Below are 22,966 nucleotides of genomic sequence, written 5' to 3'. Positions count from 1 at the left end.
CCCTGTAAATCAAGGCTTTTTTCGCCCTTATTGCGTAACCGCCGCACGTCGTTTCCTCATGCGCTCCGCTGCCTGTCTGCGGGTAATGCGTTTCCGGCAATCCGGGCAGTATTTGACGCTATTTGATTTTGATACAAAAAATGTGCCGCACTCGGTACAACGCTTTTTGTCCTCGGTTTTGAAAAGCTCTGCATACAGCAGCTTATCAAGAGGAAGTACGGCAATCTGAAACCACTTGCATAAAAGCGAACAGGAAATAAGCTGCGGGCAGACACATTCCTCCCCGTCGTCCAGTAAGATACAGTGTCCGCGCTCGCAGTTGCAGCACTCCTTTTTTACAAGGCTGTTGACTTTCCGGCTCTGTGGCGGCGTGAGCCGCTTACCCCCGGTCATACCTCATCAGCGGCGAAAATGGCAAGCTCCGCATACTCGTTTTCTGTTAGTGGGGAAATTTTCTGTAAGGTGCGTTCTGCAAAGGGGCGCATATCCTCGTCCATGAACGGCAGCGCAGCCGTCATATTTTCCATAAGCTGTGCTTTGCTTCCCTCATGGTAAATACTCAACAGGTTCATTTCTTCAACGGTCAGTCTAATCATGCTCATACCTCCAATTCGTGATGTTTTGTTTTTGCTGTCTTTTTCGGGACTTTTGGGGATTTTTCTGTTTGTAACTGCGCCCGGACAGAGGGACGGGACTGTTTCATCTCTTTATTCCTCTCGCTTTTATCTATCAGCGCATAAACGCCATGCCTGCCCTCCAACGTAGAAAAGGAAAGGCTGTTGTAAGGGAGCATGGAAAGCAGCCGTTCCATATCCTTATCCGTTGCCAGTGGAACAAAGTAGGGAGAAAGTTCTACCGCACAATGGGTCTTTTCGGGGCTGTCCGGTTCTCCAAGCCCTTTTACATTTTCCACAATCCGGCGGGCTTCTGCTTCAATCCGTCTGTCATGCAGGGCGGCGATATGTAACTGAAAATCCCCCTGCGTATGTGGTGTTCGGTTTTTCTTCTGTTCCCCTAAAAGGATTTTCAAGGCTTCCGGGTTGTTTGGCTGTGCTTCAAAACGTATAAACTTTCCAAGCTGCGGGTCAGTGTCCCCGTCAAAATATTGTCCGGCAGGCTTTGTCAGCTCCCCATGCTCATAAATCAGCGTGTAGTTGTCGGCGGGTATGGATTTTTCGATTACTTCCCGGAAATGCTGCGGATAATTCAGTTCATAAAGGTTGCCTTTGATTTTTCCCTGCTCTCTGCCTGTCAGTTCCACCGCATAGGCAAGGATAGTATCGCAGGTCTGTTCCCCATAAAACCGCCATGTATTATGCTGCCTTGTGTCCTTTAGAAAAACGTCCCGTTCCCGGAAGCAGCACGTCCCGGACGGACGGGAAAACCACAAAAGCCGTCTGTCCTCCGGGATAGGGCTTCCCGCCGCTTTCTGCAAAATCTGTTTGTCTATGTCAAAATCGCTCTGATAAAAAGCGGTATTCTGTTTCATTATGGCTTCAAGGGAAGCGATAACGTCCACATTTTCAAATTTTTGTAACTTCATAGGTCAGCTCCTTTCCAAATCCTGTGTTTTCTGTTTTGCCTGTTTCTTCGGTGTCTGTTCTTTCGCTGCTTTAAGCTGCGCCCGGATAGAGGGCTTTTCCTGTTTGGCAGACTTGCCGCGTTCCTTATCGGTTTTCAATGCTTTGGCGTATTCTACAAGGGAAATCTGTTCCCCGGCTTTTGCCTTTTCCTCCAGTTCCGCAGCGGTCGGGGTGTTGTTTATCTGCCCGTCAATCATGTTGTAGTTTTGCTCGGTGGTCTGCTCGGCAGTTTTTAGATAGTTTTCCGGCTGCAAAAATTCCGGTACGTCCTTATAACCAAAGCTGTCTACATAGTGGGCGGTGTCCTGCCCGTTCTGATGAAGCACCACCACGTCGGAAACGGAAAGGCTGTGTCCCTTAAAATCTTTCGGGTGGTCGATATTGAAGCGGGTGTAAATATCTTCAAGGGAAGTCCCCGGCGTAAGCTCTGCGGAATAGACAAGCGCATAGTTTTTCGGGTCTACCCGGTGTCCTGTGGCAGTCAGACGGTCGTAAGGTTCAAAGCGCAAATCTCTTGTTTCGTCCCCGCCTTTTATCTGATAAATGGAAAAGGTGTCTTTGTGCTGTGGGGCTTCCTGTTCCGGCTGCCCCTGTGCAGGTTGTTCCTGTGCAGCTACCTTTTGCTGCCGGATATGCGCCCGCTGTAACTCGGTCGGCTTTTCCCCGGTAAGGGGTGCAATCGCTTTCACATAATCAGCCGCATAGTAAGCGTTACTGGTAAGCTGCCGCTGCCATGCCCCTGCTTTTGGCGACCAACGGAAGCCATTACTTTTTAAGGCTTCCCGCGTGGCTTCGTCCGGCTTATCCTCAAAGAAGATTTGCAGTCGGTTCGCTTCGGTGTTTGCTTCCACCTTGCCGCCGTCAAATTCCCAACCGACAAAACCAATTTCTTTTTGCTGTGAAAGGGATTTGATACGGTCTTTTACACGCCGGATTTCTGCGCTGTTGTTGGATAACGCCCAAGTCGCAAAGGGCTTGTCCTCCAAATGCCAACTGCTCGCCATGTCCGCTTTCAGTTTTTCCAGTTCCTCCGGCGGTAAATGCGGGCAGCCGTCAAGGGTCTTATGCTTACGGTAATAAGCGTTTACGGCTTTCATGGTTTCCTGTGATTTTTCAAGGCTTTCCAGTTTCTTTTCTAACTTCTGTACTGCCTGCGGGTCGTCTGCACTGATACCGCCCATGCCGGTACTGCGGATTTTATCAAGAAGCCCTTGTATGTCCTGCCATTCACGGTAATTGCTGTCGCGGGCTGCGTTCTGCTTTTCTTTCTTCCTTGTGGGAAAGTTAGAGCCGCCCGCAATCAGGATAGAGGGAACACGAGCGTCAATCTCATAGCCTTTGTTCATGTTCGCCGCCAATTTCCGGGCGTAGGTATCAAGCAGGCTGTCGATTTTCTCATGGTACATCGGGTCTACCCGCTGTTTCTGCCTTTCTGCAAGCTGTACGGCTTCATCAACGTAATGCCTGTATTCAGCCGTCGCGCTGCCTTGCTTATAATCGGAAAAGCTGTTCATATCCTTTGCACGTTTGGCGGCAGCTTCATTGATAGTGTAATAAGGGGCGACGGGGGCTACCTGTTCCGGCTGTGTGGTCTGCGGTGTTTCGCTGCTTACGCCTGTATCAGCTTCCGGCTCGGTCTGTGCTTCTTTTTCCTGTACCGGGGTTGTTTCTTCGGAAAGCTCCGGCGCGGCTGTTTCTGCTTCGGGCTGTTTGGTAGCTTCCTGTGCGGGCTGTGCCTGTTCGGTGGTCTGTTCTTTATCCTGTGCCTTTTGGATTTCTGCAAAATGCCCGTCTATGGTATCAATCAGCTTCGCGGCGGTGCTGCGGATTGTTTCAAGAGAGCCTTTCAGTTCTGCAAGTTCTTTTCCGCTGATCCACCCGGCGATATATCCAAAAGAATAGTCCGACGTATCAAGCCCGTAATGTTGGCAGACAGCATAGGCGACGCTTTCTGCCTGTACCTCGCGGGTGCGGCGGTCGGGGCGTTCCGGCATAGCAAGGGCGGTATCATGCAGCGTGGCGTGGGCGATTTCATGGATTGCGGTCTTGATATTCTGCAATTCGTCCATACCCTCGTTGATGAAGATACGCTTTTCCTCATAATTGCAGCGTCCTTTTACGCCGCCGCTTAGTGCTTCAAATCCCATAGCAAACGGGGAAGTCTTTTCAAGGGCAGCGAAAAAATCCTTGTATTGTTCCACGTTGCCCGTCAGCTCATAGGTAAGGGCAGGAAGCTCCTTTCCCTCGGTCTGTGAAATATCAAAGACAGATACTACACGAAAAGCGGGTATCTTGATTTCTTTTTCTTCGGTAACAGGTTTCCCGTCCTTATCGAAAACAGGCTTTTGGGTGTCCGGGTCGATTTTTTCCACTTGTTTCTTAACGGTAAACGGGGACGGTGCAAGTATCTTGATAGCTTTTTCTCCGGGCTTTACATGGCGGTCAAATTCCTTTTCCCACTGTTTATAGCCTTTCACAAGGTTGCCGCCCTGCATGGCGATAAGGATTGTATTGTTAAGGCTGTAATCATGGAATTTTGACATAGTACGCAGATAGTCGGCGTAACGGTCGCTTTCATACAGTCCTAAAATCCCTTGTTCCAGTCGGTCGGTAATCTCTTTCATTTTGTCGGCGGGCTTTTCAGAAGATAGGATAATCGGGAGAACCGGGGGCTGCTCTGTGGCGGCGGTTTGTATGGTTACGGCAACGTCAAGGTCTGCCTGTTCCTTTTCCTGTACTGGCGGCTGCGGCGTTACCCGGTATTCCTCCGGCACGTCGCGCCCGTCGTACCACTGTGTAAAGGTGTTGCGGTTATTGTAGATATAGCCCTGCTCGGTAAATCTGCCCCCGTCATTGATAGCAGCGTCCCGCCCGTATTCCTCATACATGAAATATTTTTTTGCTCCTTCGGGCAGCTCCAACTCGTCCAGTTCCTCAATCAGATAATGCCCGTAATCTTCCTCACTCTGTACGGACGGATAAAGCCAGTAACAATCAAGGTTTTGTGCAAGGTTGATAATGTCCTGCAAGTCCCTTGTATGGTCGCCGTATGCCATAGCTGCGACAAATTTTTCCCGGTCGTCGTCAAACTGCATTTTCAAAAGTTCGCTCAAATAGTTCAGCTCGTCAAGGCTTTCAAGCTCGGTCAATTTCCCTGCCAGTCCCGCAATAGAGGACTGGTATTCTGTGATGTGCAGCTCCCCGTAGTTTTTGCCGTCTATCCCGATACGGTCAAAGACTTCTTTCAAATGCTCGGCAGTCGTGGGGAATGATACCCATTCGCCCGCAGGTCTGCCCTCGGTGTACTTTCCAAGATTAGAAAGATACCCGCTTAAAATCGTTTCTGCCATGCGTTCACTCCTTTCGTTTTCAATCATGCGGTGCATAAGTTCGTAATCCTCCATGCTCATGCTCCCGTCAAATAGATAGGGGTCGGGTTCTTCGCCGTCCCGGTAGGCTTTTTCAGAGAAAGGAAGCCCCGCAGCGTGGGCGGCGGCTCTTGCTTCCTCGATAAGCTCCGGCGGCAGCCTGTCGTCGTGGGCTTCGATAAATTCCCCGATATTGCTATATCCGTTTTCATAGTGGCGGCGCACCCCGGCGGTCAGTTCGTCAAGGCTCATATCCTCGCCAAGATAGCCGGAATAATAGCCGTTTACCACAACGGCGGCGGGGTCAGCCTGCTTGATTTCTTCCATGCGGCTTCTGTCCTCCGGGTAGAGGTAGTCGCCCATTCCAAGGTGGAAATATTCAGCGTTCCAAGAACGTCCCGTTTTCCAAAACGCCACCCAAGCGATACCGTCCCTTAATTCTTCTTGATAGTCCTTTACGGTGTCCCGTAAACTTGCCATGTGTAACCTCCTTTCTTCGGTTTCAGAGGGTAAAACCCTCCATAAAACAGAGGGTTTGGGAAACTTCCCAACAAGCAAAAATCCCCGCCGTTCTCGGTAGAGAAAGCAGGGATTTTACGGAAAAGGGTACTCTTTTCCTATGCTTGCTATTCAGTTATTTCTTCTTCGACAGTTCAATGCGGTAGTTGACATATTTCCCGCCCGTATCAGCCAATACGATAGTTCCGTCGTAGGTTTTGCCCGTCTTTGGGGAATAGAGCTTTTTCACATTTACCTTGCCGGATTGTAAGAGTGCAGCGGCAATTTTCGGGGTAAAGGTTACTTTTCGTTCTTCAAAGAAACGGTCATTTTTCCACATGGTAAAGCTACATTCCCTATTGCTGCAATAGTAGTTTTTCTTTCCCTCATAGACGGGAGAACCGCAGCGGGGGCAGCTTCCCAACGCTTCCCGTTCCGGCTTGAACATCTGCGCTTTATCATCAGAAAGAAACGGATAGGTCTTTACCAGTTTCCGCGCCATATCCTCGATACCCTCCATAAATGCGGCGGGGTCTGCCTTGCCTTTGGCAATCTGCGTCAGATTGTTTTCCCATTCTGCGGTAAGCTGCGGGCTTGTCAAGGTGTCCGGCAGGACACACACAAGATTGATACCGTCCTTTGTGGGAAGTAGCTGCTTGCCTTTTCGCTCCACAAAGCCGCCCTTTACCAGTTTTTCAATGACGGCGGCACGGGTGGCGGGAGTTCCAAGCCCTTTGCGTTCTGCGTCCGGGTCGGTGTCCTCACTTCCGGCGCGCTCCATAGCAGAGAGCAGCGACGCTTCGTTGTGAGGTTTTGGCGGTGTTGTGTCATGCTCCGTTACCTTTGCCGTCGGATTTTCAAAGGTCTGTCCCTCGGTAAATGGCGGCAGGGTCTTTTCTGTGTCACTGTCTGCGTCGTCCGTTTCGGGCTTGTTCTTTAAGGCTGCCCTGTATCTTCGGTCAATCTCTTTCCACCCGTCGGACAGCACCGTTTTTCCCCTTGCGATAAAAGACTGTCCGGCACATTCAAAAACTGCTGTAACCGCTTCAAAGGTATGCGGTGCAGCGGTCGCCATGAGCAGACGCGCCCCGGCAAGGGTAAGGATATTCCTTTCGCTTTCCGGCAGCGCGGTAAGGTCAGTCTTTGCAAGCTCCATAGTCGGGATAATGGCATGGTGGTCTGATACCTTTTTACTGTTCAGCACCTTTCCAAGCTCCGGCGTGAAGTCTTTTCCCGCCATAAAAGAAAACTTTCCGCAAAGCAGCTTGATAATGCCCGCCGCTGTGTCGCCCATGTCGTCGGTCAGAAATGCGCTGTCGGTTCTCGGATAAGTAAGCAAACGCTTTTCATACAGGGCTTGTGCAAGGTCAAGGGTCTGCTTTGCGGTATAACCGAACAGGCGGTTTGCTTCCCTCTGTAAAGAAGTAAGGTCAAAGAGCTTCGGCGGGGCTGCGGTCTTTTTCTCTTTCACAAGGGAAGTGCAGGCTGCCCACGACGCTTCACAAGCAGCTTTCAGCCTGTCAGCTTCGGAACGGTTAGACAGTTTTTCACTTGCAGCTTCCGCTCCGGATAAGGCAAGGCGCACATGGTAGTATTTTTCTTTCTTGAAAGTGGTAATCGCTGCGTCCCGGTCAACAAGCATTTTTAAGGTCGGGGTCTGTACGCGTCCCACGTTCAAGGTGTGGTTGTAAAGGACAGAGAAAAGACGGGTGGCGTTGATACCGATAAGCCAGTCAGCCTTTGCCCTGCACAATGCGGAAGCAAAGAGCGCGTCGTATTCCTCGCCGTTCTTCAGACGGGAAAAGCCCTCTTTGATTGCGCTGTCCTCCATAGAAGAAATCCAAAGGCGGCGCATAGGTTTCTTGCAGCCCGCCATTTCATAGACAAAGCGGAAAATGAGTTCGCCCTCGCGCCCTGCGTCGCAGGCATTGACGACTTCGGAAACGTCTGCCCGGTGCATAAGCTCTTTTAGGGTTTTGAATTGCTTTTCCTTGTCAGAAGCAACGGTGTACTTCCATTCCTGCGGCAAAATCGGTAAGCTGTCATAGCTCCACTTTTTATACTGTTCCCCGTAGGCGGCAGCTTCCGCAAGCCCTACTAAATGTCCCACGCACCAAGAAACAATGTAGCCGCTTCCTGTGAGAAATCCGTCTTTCTTTTCCTTTGCCCCAAGTACGGCAGCGATTGTCTGCGCCACACTGGGCTTTTCTGCGATAACTAAGATATGTGAAGTCAATAAAAAATCCTCCTTTCAGCGTTCCGGCTCGGCTTCTTTTTTCTTCTGTACCTGTTTCAGACAGTACCCCACACAAGGGGACTGCCCCTTATAAGGGCAGGAAGCGCAAGCCGGGGGATAAGGAACAGGCGGCGCATTATCACGCCGCCCGTTCGGTTTCTGTATCATCATCTTTTCAAAGGGGTTGTCGGTAAACAGGGTCATAGGGTTTCGTCCTCCGTTTCTTTCTCTTTGGAAACTTCCCCGGTATCTGCTTCCGGCTCGTCCTCGTCGTAATCCTCAAATTCAAAATCTTCAAGGTCGGTATCGCCCTTTACATTCTGCTTCGGCTTTAGAAACTTAAAGTAGTAGAACGCTGCGCCGCCACCAAGCAGCACAAAGAGGACTAAGGCAAGCACCACACCGGGATTGCCGCCTTTTTCTTTCGGTTCTTCCGGCTGCTCCGTTGGTGTTGGGGTAGGTTCTTTGCCTGTGCAGCCTGTCATACTGGTAACACATACCGGGCAGGACGTGTTTACCTTTCCGGCTTCGCATTTTTCTGTACAGTTACAGATTTCCGGCTTTTTGGCAGCTTCGCCGTTTTCGGTCAGTGCCATAAGGTCAGCTTCGTCCACTTGATTTAGGAAATGTACGGTCTGTTCGCCCTCGGCGGCGCGGTCAATGAGGATATAGAAATAGTTGCCGCCTTTGGTGGTAACAGTGATAAGCTGCTTATTGCCGCCGAAATCGTCTACCAGTGTTGCGTTGCCCTTTGGGGTAAGGGGTGGCGTTTCTTCTTTTTCCTCCACAACTACGTTGCTGTCGTTGGTCGCATTATCTGCGGGCGGCTCTGTGGCTGCGCCCTGTGCATAGGCAGGGACAGAAAAACCGCCCATAAGGATAAGGGCGGCACAAAGGGCGGTCATGGTCTTTTTCAGTTTATTCTTCATCTGCATTTTCCTCCTGTTCGTTTTCTTCTGCGGGTGCGGCAGTCATGCCGGGAATACCGCCGCCGGACAACATAGCGTTAAGTTCCTGCGGGGTCAGACGCATAGCTCGTACAAGCTGCACGATTTCAAGGTTTTCCGCTTCGGTTTTCTGTGCTTCCAGTCCTTTTAACTTGTTCTGATACTCTGTGATTTTCTCGCGGGTCTTTGCGATTTCCTTATTGATACGGTCGATTTTATTGTTTGCCATAGGTCATTTCTCCTTTCTTTTTGGGGCTGCTTTACCAGTTCATCAACCCGTAGCCTTTGATACATTGATAGTTAAGGTCATAGCTCTTTATCTTGCAGGCGTCGCCGGAATTGCCCTCAACGGTATAGACGCGGCTTTCGTCCCTGCCAAGCACAAGCCCCACATGGTCGGCAACGCCGTCTAAATCCCAATCGAAAAAGATAGCGTCGCCCGGTGCGATATTCTCATAGCCGCGTGCGCCCCATTGTCCCCTTGACTGAAACCAAGGGACACCCTGCCATTCGCAGCCCGCAAAGCGGGGTTCGCTTTTTCCGGCTTGATTGTAGCACCATGACACAAAGCAGGCGCACCATTCCACGCGGCTGTTAAAGCCGTACCAAGACCAGTAAGGGTAGCCGCCCACGTTTCCGACTTGCTGCTTTGCAAGCTCCATAAGTTCTTGATTTCCGGGGCGCGTACCGTTTACAAACTCCACGCCGCTTAAATCCTCGGACGGGCTTCCGTCGGGAGAACCGCCGCCGAAAATCAACGGTTTGTTGCCGCTTGTTTCCAAGTAGACATGGAACATTTCAAGCTGCTGTGGCGTTAAAAGCTCCGATACAAAAGAGGAAATCGGCTTGTTTTCCAGTTTGACATTCAAGATGTGATACTCATAAGGGACTTCCTCGGTGGTTGTTTCCCCGGTTTCCGGGTCGGTGCTTGTTTCGGTGCGGTAGCGTATTTCCACTTCCTCGGTCAGCGTCAAGGTGTACTGCATGGCAAAGATACGTTCAAGCTCTGCCTGTGCGCTCTGCGGGGTGTAGCTCTGCAAGAGGGCAGTCAAGTAAGACGCTAATTCGTGGGGGTTATGCCCGATACTGTCAAGGTCATAGCGGTATTCATCATAGCCGGGGTGGGTGCTTTCGATAGCATCAATCTCACTTTGCAGCCCGTTTTCCAATGCAGCATAGTTGTTTTCAACTGCCACAAGGTCGCTGTCCTCGGACGTGTAGGACGTGCCAAGCACCCCGTTTGTCAAGCCGGAAAACATAGCCCCGCAAGAGGACAGCCCTGCGGAAATCATAATAAAGAGAAGCAGTGCGGCAACTGCAATCAAAATGCCCGCCGGGTGTCTTGCCGCAAATGCGGCGGCTTTCCGCGTTTCCTCGGCGGTTTTCTTCGCCGTCTTTCTTGTGGCTTCCGCTGCGGCTTTTGCCCCGCCGTTTTTTGCCGCCTTTGCATACTGGCGTTTTATCTGCTGTTTCTGCATGAAACGGGAAAGAGGGTTAGAGGTAAGCTGCGGGTTGTCGTGCAGGGTCTTGTGATACTGGAAGTTGACGTTTGCCTTAAATGCTGCCTTTTCTGCCTTTGCTGCTTCCCGGTAGGGTTTGAGCTTATGGCTGCGGTAGCCCTGTTTTAATTTCCGCGCCCCGTATTTCGCGCCGCGCTCGGCAAGTTCCTCTGATTTATGCGCCCCCTCAACGCCGGAATTGTCCTTTTCAACGGAATGTATCTTGTTGTGGACGAAAATCCTTGCTTCCTGTGCGGGGCGGGACAGCGGGTTTCCTTTTTTGCCGCCGGGTATCGGTTTTTCCTGTTCTTCAAAGCGTAAGCGGGTCTTTGCTTTTCCTGTGGCTTCATCAAAGGTGCGCTCCTTAACCAGTTTCTTTTGTTTCGGGATAGCTGCTTTTGCCGCGTCCAGTCGGTCAGCGGCTTTGTTTGATTTTTCAATATAGCATTCCAGTTCCGGGGCAGCAAGTTCTTCCTCGGTAAACTGCAAGCGGGAAGTGGAAGTACGCAAAGCAGTAGCTTCCTGCTCTTTTTTGACTGCCTTTTTGTTTGCCTTTCGGGTATGTGCTGCGTCAAGATGTTCTATGACGCGTTCCGCTGCGGCACTGTCCGGCTGTGAAAAGTCGCTGTCTGCTTCCCGGCTGCTGATACGCTCGGCGGTCTGCTGTGTTTCGTTGACTTCCACCACGCCGTCGCGGGTCATTTTTTGTGTGATTTTATCGCGTGGTTTTAATTGCTTGATAGTCCTGCACCTCCAATCCGCGCCCTCGCAAGGGCGCAATACTCTGCGTTTAATTCAATCCCGATATAATGGCGGTCAAGGCTTTTTGCTGCAAATCCTGTGGTTCCGCTTCCGAAAAACGGGTCTATGACAATCCCACCTTTGGGACAGCCCGCCAAGATACAGGTTTCCGCTAATTTTGGGGGAAAAGCTGCAAAATGCGCCCCTTTATATGGGACAGTGTTAATCAGCCACACGTCCCGCTTGTTCCGCGTGGTCGGCATGAGCGCGTCGTCATAGTAGCCACCGTCCCGCGGTCGGTTTAGTCCCTGCACCTTTCCTTGTCCGGGTATTTCCTGTGTGTATTTGCTGTTGGTGCTGCGCGCTCTGCGATACCGTTCTGCGGTAGTAGGTGCTAAGGGTTCTGCAATGGCGGCAGCGTCATAGTAATATTTCTTTTCCTTTGAAAGCAGGAAGATATGTTCATAGCAGCGGGTCGGGCGGTCTTTGCAGCTTTCCGGCATAGGATTTTGTTTCTGCCATATAATATCGCTCCGCAGATACCACCCCTGTTCCCGCAGGGAAAACGCCAAGAGCCAGGGAATACCGATTAAGTCCTTTTGCTTGCAGCCGGTAACGCGGCTGTTCCTTGCAATCCGCTGTCCGGTGCGCCCCTTTGGATTTTTCGGGTCAGCATAGCCGCCTTTATTTCCTGTGCCGCAATAGGTGTCTGCGATATTCAGCCATAACGTACCGTCCTTTCTAAGCACCCGGTAAAGCTCGCCAAAAACAGCGGTCAGCCTGTCAATATACTGTTCCGGCGTATCCTCCTGTCCGATTTGTGCGTCAAGCCCATAGTCCCGCAGCGCAAAGTACGGCGGGCTTGTAACGCAGCAATGGACGCTTTCACTGGGTAATTCCTGCAAAGCACAAAGCGCGTCCCGGTTGATAATCACGTCTGTTTTCATAGGCTGCTCACTTCCTCCGGCTTCGTCGTCATAATGCGGTAAAGCTCGGTATCTTTCGGGAAATGGTCTACAAAGGGCAGCACCACATTTCCATAAAAGATAAGTCCCTCGCCTGCTTCGGTATGGGTTACATACTTCATCTGTTGCGGGGAGATATTAAGCTGCTTTGCAAGGATAGCCCGGTCGCCCTGCGCCTGATTGAGCATGAGGACAAAATCAGAGTTTTCAAAGATATTTTCCACCTCGCGTGAAGCAAGCAAGTCCTTAATATTCTGTGTGATAGCTGTCGGTATGCCGCCCCATTTACGGAAACGCTTCCAAATCTCCACACTGTACGCGGCGGTTTGTTCCTCTTTTAAGAGCAAATGAAATTCGTCCATATAGTAGCGGGTAGATTTCTTTTCTGCCCGGTTAATGGTAACGCGGTTCCATATCTGGTCTTGCACAATGAGCATACCTAACTTTTTAAGCTGTTTTCCAAGCTGCTTAATATCAAAGCAAACAAGGCGGTTATTCAGTTCCACGTTGGTTCTGTGGTTGAATACGTTAAGGCTACCGGAAACATACAGCTCCAATGCTGCCGCAATGCGGGCAGCTTCCGGCTCCGGCTGTTTTAACAGCTCGTCGTAAAGGTCGCCCAAAATAGGCATTTTCTCCGGTACAGGGTCGGCAAGGTAGTCCCGGTACACATTTCTTACAGCGCGGTCAATGACGGTCTTATCAACAGGCTGTAAGCCCTCCTTGCCGCCAATGACAAGCTCGCAGAGAGAAAGGATAAAATCGCTTTTCAGTGCAAGGGGGCTGTCGTCCTCGGAATAGTTGAGGTTCATATCCATAGGGTTCACATACTGGGGCGTACCGTCCATACCTTTGCCTGTCGGGGATAACCGTATCACTTGCCCGCCAAGCCGTTTTACAAGGGCAAAATACTCCGCTTCCGGGTCGCAGATAAAAATATCGTCGTCGGTAATGAGAAAAGCATTTGTGATTTCCCGCTTTGCCGCAAAGGATTTTCCGCTGCCCGGTGTTCCCAAGATAAGCCCGTTTGGATTTTTAAGCTGCTTGCGGTCGCAGAGTATCATGTTGTTTGACAGGGCATTTAAGCCATAATACAGGGCAGCCCCAGTCTGAAATAGTTCCTGTGTGATGAACGGGATAAAAATAGCGGTGCTGCTCGTCGTCAACCCTCTCTGAATAGGGATAAGGTTCTCCCCCAAAGGGATAGAGGACATCAGCCCCGCTTCCTGCTGATAGTCAAGACGGGTCAAGGCGCAGTTATATTTCTGTGCAATGCCCGCCGCCGCGAAAATGTCATTTTCCAGTTTCCGCTTCGTGTCTGCCATGTTTACCACAAGGAACGTGAGAAGAAACATTCGCTCGTTTCGGCTCTGTAAATCCTGCAACAGGTTCTTTGCTTCATTCCCAAAAGTAGCAAGGTCAGACGGGAGTATGTCAATATCGTAGCCGCTTCTAACCGCTTTTTTCTGTTCCTCAATCTTCATCTTGTCAAGGTCTGTGATTTTGCGCTTAATGGTCTTGATTGCTTCCGACTGGTCGATACTTTTAATGTGGAGATTGACAATAACCCCTGTTTCCAAGTCCAACATATCCGCTAAGATACGGTCGTTCAGCTCCGGGGCAAGGATTTCAAGGAACGACACCGCCCCCGTCTTTTTCCCCATAGCAAAGTAGCGTCCCTCCCCAAACTTGAAAGAGGACGGGGCGATAAAGTCCTTTGTGGTAAGCCCTGTCGGGGTCAGCCAGTCATAGGAGAATGAGAACGGCTCGCCTGCCGGGTGGAATACCCCATGCAGCACTTTCAGACGTTCATAGCCGGATAAGGGGTGCGCCGATACCCCAAGCACCTTAAAGTTATTGAGTACGTCGGTTTCAATACGGGAAAGCCTCGCCCTTGCTGCCGCCGGATTGTCCGCTTCAATGGAAAATGTGATGTACTTGTGCTTTACAAGCCCGTTGTTCCCTTTGGCAAGCTGCGATTTCAGCATATCGGAATACTCGGTGCGGATAGAGTTAAAATCGTCGTTTTGGGGCGGGATATGGATTGCCCGCGCTGCCTGTTCCTGCTGTGAGCCTTGATTGATAAAAGAAAGCTGCACGTTCACGCTCGCGTCAAAGTAGTTGAGAAAATCGCACCAGTTTTCAAAAATGGCGGTCTTATCGTCTGCCTGTGCAAGCTGATAGTTAATATCCTCAAAAGCAATGCTCTTTGAATATTTCCGCTGCGCCACTTTGCAGATACCGTCCGGGTACATGGCAAGGTAGGGAATGGTCTGCTGTGCGGTGTGGGCTTTGCCGTCCCCCTTTGCCTGCCGGATAACCGCCGCTATCTGTTTCTTTTCTGCGCGGGTCAGCTTACGCCTGTTTCCTGCGGCTTCCCGCGTCTTTTTTGTCTGTCCTTTTGACAATCGCTGATACCTCCTTTTCTAATGCCCGCTGTTTCTCCAAGAGTGCATATAGGTTTTCCGTCTGATACGGTCGCACTTTGGGGCGGGTAAACTTTGTCTGAATGATGTTCTTTACAACCACTTCAAGGGGCTGTCCATGCTTTTCATACATGGCAACTAAGAAGCAGGGAAGCATGACGACAATCATTGCCGTTGCCGCAAGGCTCGTCCCTGCGCTGTCCTTGAGCAAAAAGAAAAGTGGCAGTCCCATAAGAAGTGCCACTGAAAAACAAAGGATTTGCCGCTTTGTCAGATTGAAAGCGACTTTTGTTTTGACTTTGGATAAGTCTTTGGGTACAGGTACATACGCCAAGAAAAAACCTCCTTTCTGCGGGACTTTCCCGCTTGTGCTATGTTAATGTGCATTAAAAATAGATTTTGCCAGTGCGCCGGATTTGAACAGGGAGAAACAGAGGATAACGGTATAGGCTGCAAGGGAAAAAATCGCGCTGTGCAGATTGTCCGCTACCACCATTTCGCCTACTAAAACTGCGTAAATGCCGACGCATATCATAATGAGGAAGCCTTGAAAGCCCAGTGCAAACAGCCCCTTTAGGTAGTTGTTCCCAATCTGTCCCCATTCCCGGTTTGTCATGGTGGCAAAAGGGATAGGGGAAACGGAACAGTAGGCGTATATCTCAATCATTCTTCCGTAGAGGATAACGGTTATCAGTACGGACATGATTTTCATACAAAGGCTTACAAGGCTCGTTTCCATGACAAGTAACAGTAGTTCGGGGATTTCCATATCTTTTAGTCCCTCCTGCATGGCGGCAAGGGCTTCGGTTACGTCGATATTCGTATCGCCGCCGATTACCCCCGCCGCGCCGGACACAATATGCTGCGCCATATCAAAGACTGCCATTGTTATATCAAAGGTATGCGTTACCAAGAAAACGGCAACAAAGGCTTTGAAAAACCACTTAAAGAACATAAAAGTGTCAACGTCGTGCATATTGTTTTTTTCCGTTACCATGCTGATAAGCTCATAACAGAGGACATAGGTAATGACAAGCCCCGCAATGGGTACAATCACATTTTCCGACAGATTTTGTATCATGCTGAAAATGTTTGCGTTCCACCCCTGCGGGGTCTTGCCTACCTCCGCTGCAATGGTGCCTACTTTTTCGTTTACGTCCCCGAACATAGTTGACAGATTACCGTTTATCGCGCCGATAAGGATTTCCTTTATCCATTCGTTAATCGCGTCAAGTATGCTCTCCATAGGCTACCCTCCGTAAACTTATCCGAACAGACCGGAAAGCAGAGGTACAAGGATAGTGCCGATAAGGGCAACACCGCCGCCCGCCATAAGCTGCTTAATGCCCTGTGATTTTGCACCCGGATTGTCGTTTCCATATCCCTCCAAGAGATTGATAACGCCCCAAATGCCTAAGCCTGCGCCCAGTGCGATAACAAGGGTCTGTAATACGTCGATAGCAGAGTTAAAAAATTCCATAAAGCTCCTTTCTGCCGCAAATGCGGCTTGCCCCCTAAAAAGGGCATAAAAAACGGCGGTCAGTTTTGTAACTGCCGCGGTCGTAAGTCCCCACGCTGCGTAAAATTCTGCCGCGCGGCGGTATTCGGTTTTTAAGTGTGGGCGTTATGGATTTTCCAGTAGGGGCGCGTATTCTGCACCCACTCATAAATTTTGTTACTGCGTCAATTCCTCCTTTCGTTGCTGCTCATACAAGGCTTCACACCGTTTCACAAACTGCTGGATAGCAGCCTGCCGCTGTCTTTCCTGCCACTCGGCAATGGAGATAAGTCCGTTTATGGCTTCTGTGATTTTCTTATCCTTTTTCTTTCGGATACGTCTATTCATGGTCGGTGTCCTCCTGCAAATCTGCTTCGCTGATTTCGTAGTAGTCAAAGGGTTCGTCCGGCTTTACAAGGGCGGGTCTGCGCCTTAAATGCTTTTCCATATCAAAGGTATTTTTTTTGTCATAATCAGACAGGTATTTGTAGTTGGGGTGCTTTGTAATGTCGTACTTATCAGAGAAGAACGGGCGCACTCCTCTAAGCTGTAAAATACATTTCCCGCCGTCCATAACCGCTATTTCATCTTCCGTCATAAGCTGCTTGCCTAACTTCTGATAGTTCAGCCCATGCGATACCTCCCGCCCCCGGTTCTCGGAAGTATTGAAGCTGTCAATGGTTTCTTTCCCCAAGATTTCCGACATTTCTTTGAGGGTGGTTTTCTCCTTGCCGCCCAAGAAAAGGGTGGTGTCGCAGTTGCCGGCTATGGTATCGGCGTTATCTTTGTATATCGCCTTTAGCTGCGACTGGCTTTGCAGAATGATTGAAGCAGAGATTTCCCGGCTTCGGATAGTGGCTATGAGCTTTTCAAACTTCGGTATCTGCCCGATATTTGCAAACTCGTCTAACAGACAGCGCACATGGACGGGCAGCCTGCCGCCGTATTCATCATCTGCCTTGTCGCAAAGAAGATTGAAAAGCTGCGTATAAAGGATTGAAACCACAAAGTTAAAGGTATCGTCAGTGTCGCTGATGATAACAAACAGGGCGGTCTTGCGGTCGCCTATGGTGTCAAGCTCCATTTCGTCGGTTTCCATAAGGTCGCGCAGCTCTTTAATGTCAAAGGGGGCAAGCCGCGCACCGCAGGAAATGAGGATAGAGCTTCGTGTCTTTCCCGCAGATAACAGGAATTTCTTATACTGTCGGACGGCAAAGTGTTCCGGGTCTTTTTCCTCCAACCGTTCAAACATGAGGTCAACGGGGGACTGAAATTCCGGGTCGTCCTCGCGGGCTTCCGACGCATTTATCATTTCAAGCAGCGTCGTGAAGTTTTTTTCTTCCTCCGGGGCTTCATACCAAATGTAGCCGATAAGGGCGCAGTAAAAGAGCCGTTCCGATTTTACCCAAAAATCCTCCCCGGCTTTTTCCCCGTCCCCTTTGGTGTTGGCAATCAAGGTATTTACCAGTTTCAAAATGTCTTTCTCGCTGCGGATATAGGCAAAGGGATTGTATTTCATGCTTTTTTTGAAGTTTATCGTGTTCAGCACTTTTATCCGGTAGCCGCCCCGCTGTAAGAGCTTCCCACACTCGACTAAAACCGTACCTTTCGGGTCGGTTACAACGTAGCTTGAGTGCATTTGCATTAAGTTGGGCTTCACAAAAAATCTCGTCTTGCCGCTGCCGCTTCCCCCGATAACAAGGATATTTTTATTCCTTGCATATTTCGGCTGCTTCGGGCGGCTGTTCATGGTAAGCCGTTCCGTCTGTGTCAGCAGCACGTTATTCTGAAATACCGGGTCTGTGTAGGGCTTTATATCTTCGGCGTTGCCCCATGAAGCGTTTTGTCAAGTGCCTTTTTGAGTTATTGACGCAACATAGGCTCTTTTTTCCACGATAAAGCCCCACGCGGTCATACATGAGGCTGTGGGATTATGGTTGAAGTGGCGAAGTGGCAAAGTGGCAAGGTATCTGGATTTTGCCACTTGGATTTTGCCAGTTCACTTTTTTAGGGCATGATACCATGCTGCGCCGATACGCTTTGAGGTAATGCGCCCGTCAAGGTTTTTCTTTGCCGCCCGGACAGTACGGGCAGAAATCCCCGCGTCGACTGCGGCTTTCTCTATGTCCTCGCTGGCAAGCTCTTTTCCGTTTGCCAGTAGCTCAAGTATCAGCTTTTCAGCCTGTTCGGTTTTGGTGGCGTTATTGCCGCCCGCGCCGGACAGCAACTCGTCGGCGGTTATATCATATTCGCCTATCCACTCAAAGCCTGTTTCCGGGTCAAGGCAAAAGGCAACGGGCTTTCCCTCCGGCGCAAGGGAAGATTTGTCGTGAATGATAACACGCACATTCGGCTCACGCTTCACGCGCCCGATTAAAAGGACGCTCCTTGCTGCGGCTCTAAAGTCGATAGAACCTAAGCCCCTGTATGCGCTCTGTCCTCCGGCAGCTTTGTTGAGGTGTCCGATAAGGATAACAGCGCACCCGGTACGCTCCGCAACTTCGGCAAGGCGGCGAAAAATGGGGCGCACCTCGTTTGCCTTGTTCATGTCGGCTTTGTCGCCCATATACGCCTGTATGGGGTCAAGGATAATCAGACGCGCCCCGTTCTGTATGATTGCTTTCTCTATGCGCTCGTCGGACAGGGTAAGCTCCCGTTTTGCTTCATCAATCACAAGCACCCTGTCAAGGTCTGCGGCGGCTTCTATCAAGCGGGGCTTGACGGTATCGCCCAAACCGTCCTCGGCGGTCTGATAAATCACTTGAAACGGCTGCATGGGCTTCATGCCCGGAAGCGCTCCGCCAGTGGTACAGGCAGCGGCAAGGCGCAACGCAAAGGTGGTCTTTCCCTCGCCGGGGTTGCCCTGTACTATGGTTACTTTCCCAAAGGGGATATACGGTTTCCATAGCCATTCAACGGTCTGTGTGTCAACCTCGCTCATGCGGATAATCTCAACGGTTTCTTCCTGTGGCGGCTCTTTCAAGCCATAGACAGCTTCCCGCAGATATTTCCCGTCTGTGATTTCATTCCGGCGCGTCTGCACCTCGTTCCAGTCTTTGAAAAGAGGAATAAGGCGGTGGACGGTCAAGCCCTCCGGCATAAGCTCCACAAGGCGGCTGCAAGCGTCGTTTCCGGCTTGGTCGCTGTCAAGGCAGAGATATACGGTCTTGATGTTCGGGCGGTCAGAGAGAAAGCGCATAAGGGCTTTATCTCCCACGCCACCCAGCGCAAGATAGCTTTGCTTCTGCCAGTCCTTTTTGAACAGACAGAGAAAAGATAACAGGTCAATAGGGGCTTCAAAGACAAACAATCTTTCGCCCTCGCCCCGATAGCAGAAGTTAAAGGCTTTGTCGCTGCCTTTCACATCAAGCCGGAAGTTCCTGGCTGTGCCGCGCTGGTGGGCGTAGCGTGGTACTCCGTCCTCGTCCCGCCCTACGAATACGGCGTTATGGTGGGCGGCTTCCTCGTAAATATCCCCGGTGGAAAAGAAAAAGCCCGACACATCTTCATCAATGCGGCGGACGGCTGTGAGGTAGTTCCTCGCTATGCGGTTGTCGGGATTGCGGGGCGGCAATCGGAAGTCAGAAAAGGACGCGGGGCTTGGTCTGTCCGGCGGCGGTGCTGCGCCTTTTTCTCCCGTCAGCAGTTCTACGGCTTCGGTAAAGCTCTTTCCGAAAAACTCCATGACAAAATCAATGGGTGCGCCGCCTTTGCTTTGGCTGTGCCTGTACCATTTGTTTCCCCGGATAGTCAAGCTGTCATGCCGTTTCCAACGGTATTCCTGTCCGGCGCGGGTAAGCTGCTCGCCCTGTCCTTGCAGAAAAGAAACAAGGTCGGCTTGGTTGGCGCGGTCTATTTGTTCTTGGGTGTAATACATAGTTGATACCTCTCTTTCTGTGGTTGAATTGTTCATAGTTTTGATGTAGAATGAAACCGAAAAATCGGAAGTTAGTGAGGTGCTGGATTGTGAATGAAAGAGAAAAAATTATTCACTTATGGTTTGAAATGTGGCTTACAAAACAGGATTTAGGTATTGATGATATTTTTGCAGAAGATGTAATTTATACTGAAAGTTGGAGTCCAAAATATAATAACCGTCAAATCGTAAAACACTGGTTTCAGGAATGGAATACTCGTGGCAAAGTCGTTGCTTGGGAAATCAAACAATTTTTCCACAAAGGAAATCAGACGATTGTGGAGTGGTATTTCAAAAATGAAATGAACAATGGGAGCATAGAGGAATTTGATGGAATTTCGCTGGTTGAATGGACAAAGGATAATAAAATAAAATCATTGAAAGAGTTTGGTTGCAATTTGAATAATTATAATCCTTATGAGCATAGTGACCAGCCCGAATTTAGGGACGAAAGAGCAAGTTGGTTTTAATATTAGGTATCAATAGCGTCCATTTTATCAGAAAACATTTAGGACGGACAGGCAAAATAGCTTGCCCGTCCTTTTCTTTATCTCTCCTGTTCCTGCCGCTTGGTGCGGTTCTGTGTCTGCTCCGGCTGCTCGGCTTTCAGCGCAATATCCACGCATTTGCGTATCTTCTGAAGCTCGGCAACTTCGGCGCGGGCAGCTTTCAGTTTGGTGTAGTCGGTATCTCTCTGCGCTTTGAGGTCAGCGTATTCCTGTTTCCATTCGGAGATAGGCAGCGTCTTTGTATCCGTCAGATTTGCATGGAGATAGCGGCTTGCTGCGTTCCATAGAGTCAGCTCGGCGCGGTGGGCTTCCTCATACTTATCTCGTTTGTTCGTCCAGCCATTTTTCAGCTTTTTCAGTTCGGCATGAATGGGCTTATACTGCAAATAATTCTCGCCGTTCTCTATCAGCTTTTGCAGCTCTTTCATGCGCTGCTCGGCGGTTTTCATTCCCTCCCGGATAGAAAAGGCTTCATCACTGACAGAGGAAAGAGAAGCGTCCAACTCGTCAAGAGTGGAGATACCATGCTCCGCAAGATAATTCGCTGCCTGTGATATGGTTTTCAGTTCGTCGGCTGCGTGTTGATGCTGCCAGTTCTGCGAATACTTCCGGCTCTTTTCCCTCTGAACGCTCAAATACTTCATCAAAAGATTTGCAAGGTTCGGGGACTTCGGCGGCTGTAGTTTTCTTGGGGCGGTTTCCCACGCCGCAAGCAGTCCGGCAATCCATTCTTTGAGGTTGCCGATCTGCGCCCGGATTTCCTTTATCAGTCTATTTGATTTTCGGATAGTCCGGTTCAGTTCGCCTTTCTCGGTGGCTATGCCTTTCTTCTCCATTTGGCAGGCGGCTACGCCCATGTGGACAGTAGGTATCTCGTCAATTCCTCTCTCGGCGTTGCTGCGGTGGTCGATACGCTCTGTGCTTCCGGCGCGTTCAAGATAGCTGTTTGAAATATCAGCCCACGCCTTACGCCACAAGAGGGCGTTGCCTTTGTCGTTCCAACCTGTGAGGTCAACTTTGTGGGTCTTGTATCTGCCGCTTGGCAAGCGTATGCGCTCGCCGTTCTCGTCAAGGTCATATTCCTTTTTAGATTTCGCCGCCCATGCGCCGCGCTCGTCAAGTGGTCGCATAGTTAGCATGATATGACAATGGGGGTTGCCGCTGTCGGTGTCATGGATAGCAAAATCCACGCACATTCCTTTGGAAACAAATTGAGAGGAACAGTATTCCCGGACAAGCCGTATCTGTTCCTCTCGTGATAATTCTATGGGGAGTGCTGCGTCAATCTCACGCGCAAGCTGGGCGTTCCCGGCTTTCTCATAAAGCTCCACGCTGTTCCATAGTGTAGAACGGTCAGAGAAAGAGGGCGGGGCATGGGGCGGCAGCATGATTTCGGTATGGACAACGCCGCCTTTGCGGGTGTAGTCGTGGGTCATTCCGTCCCACTCGTTTGTCAGCTTTTCGCCGCTTCGGTAGGCGGCTGCGGCAACGGCTGATTTACCTTTGCCCCGGCTGACTATGCTGATGTTACAATGGTAAATGGCTATGGGTATCACCTCCAGTATAGCGGATATAAAACTTGTGGAAAATGAATAGCTTGCGTAGCAAGGTGTTCGGTTTCCGCAAGTACACAAAAGGGTAGACAGCGCAAGCTGTCGCAGGGGAAGTGTAGCGTCCCCTGTCTGCGGCAAAGCCGCCAATCGTAGCGCGGAGTAAAATCCCTGTGCGAAGATAAAGCCCTCGGCAGAGCGCACACGCCCGTTAGGGTGTATAAGTGCGCCCTTAGTGTCTAAGGGATTTATTCAGCGTTTCCGCTTTCGGCTCGTTTTTTCAGATATTTCCGTACCGGCTCACTCGTCAATGCAAGCCTAAGAAGTGCTGCGGCTTCCTCGTCGCTCATGTTCTTTGCTTCCGGCACAATGCTTTCAAAGACTGCGCCCCGAACGATAAGGCGGTGGCTGCGCGTTCTGCGTTCCTCTTTGGATAACTTCTGACGCAACATCTTTTCCCGGTTCTCAAACTGCCGGATTTTCTTCTTTCCGTCCTCAATCTCGACTTGCAGTTCCTCGCGGGTTTTCTCTTTTGGTTTTGTCATGGTTGGTTGCTCCTTTCTGCTCATAGGCATAGAAAAAGGACAGTCGATTTTCTCGGCTGCCCTTGTGAGTGGGTTATTTTATTTATGTTGTGTGCTGTTTATTGAAATATTGAAAAAACACTTTATCCGATGTTCAATACATCATGGATTACCCAGGGTTGAACTGTAACCATAACCATATATATATAAATTACAAACAAAAGCACTTCGACCGTACCATTAACATTCTCGGATTGAAGTTTTTTTCTAAAATTATTCGGCAAAGCTTTTGATAACAGATAATAAATCCAATATCCCAAACAGGCTCCAGCCGTATTTATAATAAGGTCATTTATATCCGATGAACCCCAGCCAAACATCTGAACAATTTCAACAGATAAAGAGAATAGAAAGCCAGTTAATGCAACTGTCTTTATGTGATGATACTTTTTATACAGAAATGGCAGGAAAACTCCTAAAGGTACAAATAAAATTAAATTAAGTATAGTATCTATTGGTCCGGTTATCATACCGAGAAACGGAATCAGGGAAATCTTTGGACTAAATGATATTGTGCTTGTATAGCCAATACCTGCTACGGTTAAAATTCCAAATAGATAATAGCAAAACACAAATACAGCAGCAATATGAAGAAGGCTTTGCTCTCTTCCCGATTTTCTAAGATATAAAAAATACAATATGAGAA

General features: G+C 49.9%; 20 protein-coding genes and 1 pseudogene. 1 reads left to right on the top strand and 20 read right to left on the bottom strand.

The window, feature by feature from the left end:
- Positions 1-27: 27 nt before the first annotated feature.
- The 17 genes and pseudogenes from DBQ51_RS00105 to DBQ51_RS00030 form a co-directional block, all read right to left on the bottom strand.
- A complete protein-coding gene (locus DBQ51_RS00105) occupies positions 28-393 on the bottom strand; it encodes a cysteine-rich VLP domain-containing protein (RefSeq protein WP_107630389.1) in 366 nt (121 codons plus the stop codon).
- Entirely contained in the window at positions 390-596 is a 207-nt protein-coding gene (locus DBQ51_RS00100) for a transposon-transfer assisting family protein (protein ID WP_015529203.1), read from the bottom strand. The genes DBQ51_RS00105 and DBQ51_RS00100 overlap by 4 nt, the downstream gene beginning before the upstream one ends.
- 2 nt (positions 597-598) lie before the next feature.
- Positions 599-1,543, bottom strand: a complete 945-nt coding sequence (locus tag DBQ51_RS00095) for a hypothetical protein (RefSeq protein ID WP_107630388.1) — start codon at positions 1,541-1,543, stop codon at positions 599-601.
- Between the two features lie 3 nt (positions 1,544-1,546).
- Entirely contained in the window at positions 1,547-5,431 is a 3,885-nt protein-coding gene (locus DBQ51_RS00090) for an antirestriction protein ArdA (RefSeq protein ID WP_107630387.1), read from the bottom strand.
- 154 nt (positions 5,432-5,585) lie between these two features.
- Positions 5,586-7,685, bottom strand: a complete 2,100-nt coding sequence (locus DBQ51_RS00085) for a DNA topoisomerase 3 (RefSeq protein WP_231310109.1) — start codon at positions 7,683-7,685, stop codon at positions 5,586-5,588.
- A gap of 15 nt (positions 7,686-7,700) precedes the next feature.
- On the bottom strand, positions 7,701-7,889 hold the full coding sequence (locus DBQ51_RS00080; protein ID WP_077707537.1) for a hypothetical protein: 189 nt from the start codon (positions 7,887-7,889) through the stop codon (positions 7,701-7,703).
- A complete protein-coding gene (locus tag DBQ51_RS00075) occupies positions 7,886-8,614 on the bottom strand; it encodes a DUF4366 domain-containing protein (protein WP_165484111.1) in 729 nt (242 codons plus the stop codon). The genes DBQ51_RS00080 and DBQ51_RS00075 overlap by 4 nt, the downstream gene beginning before the upstream one ends.
- Positions 8,604-8,861: a DUF4315 family protein gene (locus DBQ51_RS00070; RefSeq protein ID WP_002610330.1), complete on the bottom strand. Its 258-nt coding sequence runs from the start codon at positions 8,859-8,861 to the stop codon at positions 8,604-8,606. The genes DBQ51_RS00075 and DBQ51_RS00070 overlap by 11 nt, the downstream gene beginning before the upstream one ends.
- Before the next feature lie 31 nt (positions 8,862-8,892).
- Entirely contained in the window at positions 8,893-10,872 is a 1,980-nt protein-coding gene (locus DBQ51_RS00065) for a CHAP domain-containing protein (RefSeq protein ID WP_407923274.1), read from the bottom strand.
- Entirely contained in the window at positions 10,860-11,819 is a 960-nt protein-coding gene (locus tag DBQ51_RS00060) for a DNA-methyltransferase (protein ID WP_077707562.1), read from the bottom strand. The genes DBQ51_RS00065 and DBQ51_RS00060 overlap by 13 nt, the downstream gene beginning before the upstream one ends.
- Entirely contained in the window at positions 11,816-14,245 is a 2,430-nt protein-coding gene (locus DBQ51_RS00055) for a VirB4-like conjugal transfer ATPase, CD1110 family (RefSeq protein WP_107630385.1), read from the bottom strand. Before DBQ51_RS00055 ends, DBQ51_RS00060 begins: the two co-directional genes overlap by 4 nt.
- Positions 14,193-14,597, bottom strand: a complete 405-nt coding sequence (locus DBQ51_RS00050) for a PrgI family protein (protein ID WP_107630384.1) — start codon at positions 14,595-14,597, stop codon at positions 14,193-14,195. Before DBQ51_RS00050 ends, DBQ51_RS00055 begins: the two co-directional genes overlap by 53 nt.
- Before the next feature lie 42 nt (positions 14,598-14,639).
- Entirely contained in the window at positions 14,640-15,509 is an 870-nt protein-coding gene (locus tag DBQ51_RS00045) for a VirB6/TrbL-like conjugal transfer protein, CD1112 family (protein WP_021434685.1), read from the bottom strand.
- 18 nt (positions 15,510-15,527) lie between these two features.
- A complete protein-coding gene (locus DBQ51_RS00040) occupies positions 15,528-15,743 on the bottom strand; it encodes a Maff2 family protein (RefSeq protein WP_009906233.1) in 216 nt (71 codons plus the stop codon).
- A 195-nt stretch (positions 15,744-15,938) separates the two neighbouring features.
- A complete protein-coding gene (locus tag DBQ51_RS16725) occupies positions 15,939-16,109 on the bottom strand; it encodes a hypothetical protein (protein WP_005932507.1) in 171 nt (56 codons plus the stop codon).
- Positions 16,102-17,604, bottom strand: a pseudogene (locus DBQ51_RS00035) (VirD4-like conjugal transfer protein, CD1115 family); the annotation flags it as partial. The pseudogene DBQ51_RS00035 and the gene DBQ51_RS16725, both read right to left, overlap by 8 nt.
- Positions 17,605-17,760: 156 nt before the next feature.
- A complete protein-coding gene (locus tag DBQ51_RS00030; RefSeq protein WP_107630383.1) occupies positions 17,761-19,638 on the bottom strand; it encodes an AAA family ATPase in 1,878 nt (625 codons plus the stop codon).
- Between the two features lie 89 nt (positions 19,639-19,727).
- On the opposite strand from DBQ51_RS00030, the gene DBQ51_RS00025 reads away from it, so the two are divergent.
- Positions 19,728-20,147, top strand: a complete 420-nt coding sequence (locus tag DBQ51_RS00025) for a nuclear transport factor 2 family protein (protein WP_107630382.1) — start codon at positions 19,728-19,730, stop codon at positions 20,145-20,147.
- 77 nt (positions 20,148-20,224) lie between these two features.
- On the opposite strand, the gene mobQ is transcribed toward DBQ51_RS00025, so the two are convergent.
- The 3 genes from mobQ to DBQ51_RS00005 all read right to left on the bottom strand — a co-directional run.
- Positions 20,225-21,742 (bottom strand): MobQ family relaxase, encoded by a 1,518-nt coding sequence (mobQ, locus tag DBQ51_RS00020; protein ID WP_107630381.1) that lies wholly within the window; start codon positions 21,740-21,742, stop codon positions 20,225-20,227.
- A gap of 242 nt (positions 21,743-21,984) precedes the next feature.
- Positions 21,985-22,281: a DUF3847 domain-containing protein gene (locus DBQ51_RS00010; protein ID WP_107630379.1), complete on the bottom strand. Its 297-nt coding sequence runs from the start codon at positions 22,279-22,281 to the stop codon at positions 21,985-21,987.
- A 122-nt stretch (positions 22,282-22,403) separates the two neighbouring features.
- Positions 22,404-22,966, bottom strand: a 563-nt coding sequence (locus DBQ51_RS00005; RefSeq protein WP_107630378.1) for a VanZ family protein, incomplete at its 5' end; no start/stop codon positions are given.

The organism is Agathobaculum massiliense, from assembly GCF_900291975.1.
Lineage (GTDB): Bacteria > Bacillota > Clostridia > Oscillospirales > Butyricicoccaceae > Agathobaculum > Agathobaculum ammoniilyticum.
Note: the sequence above shows the minus strand (reverse complement) of the source record. Positions and strands in the feature narration are given on the sequence as shown.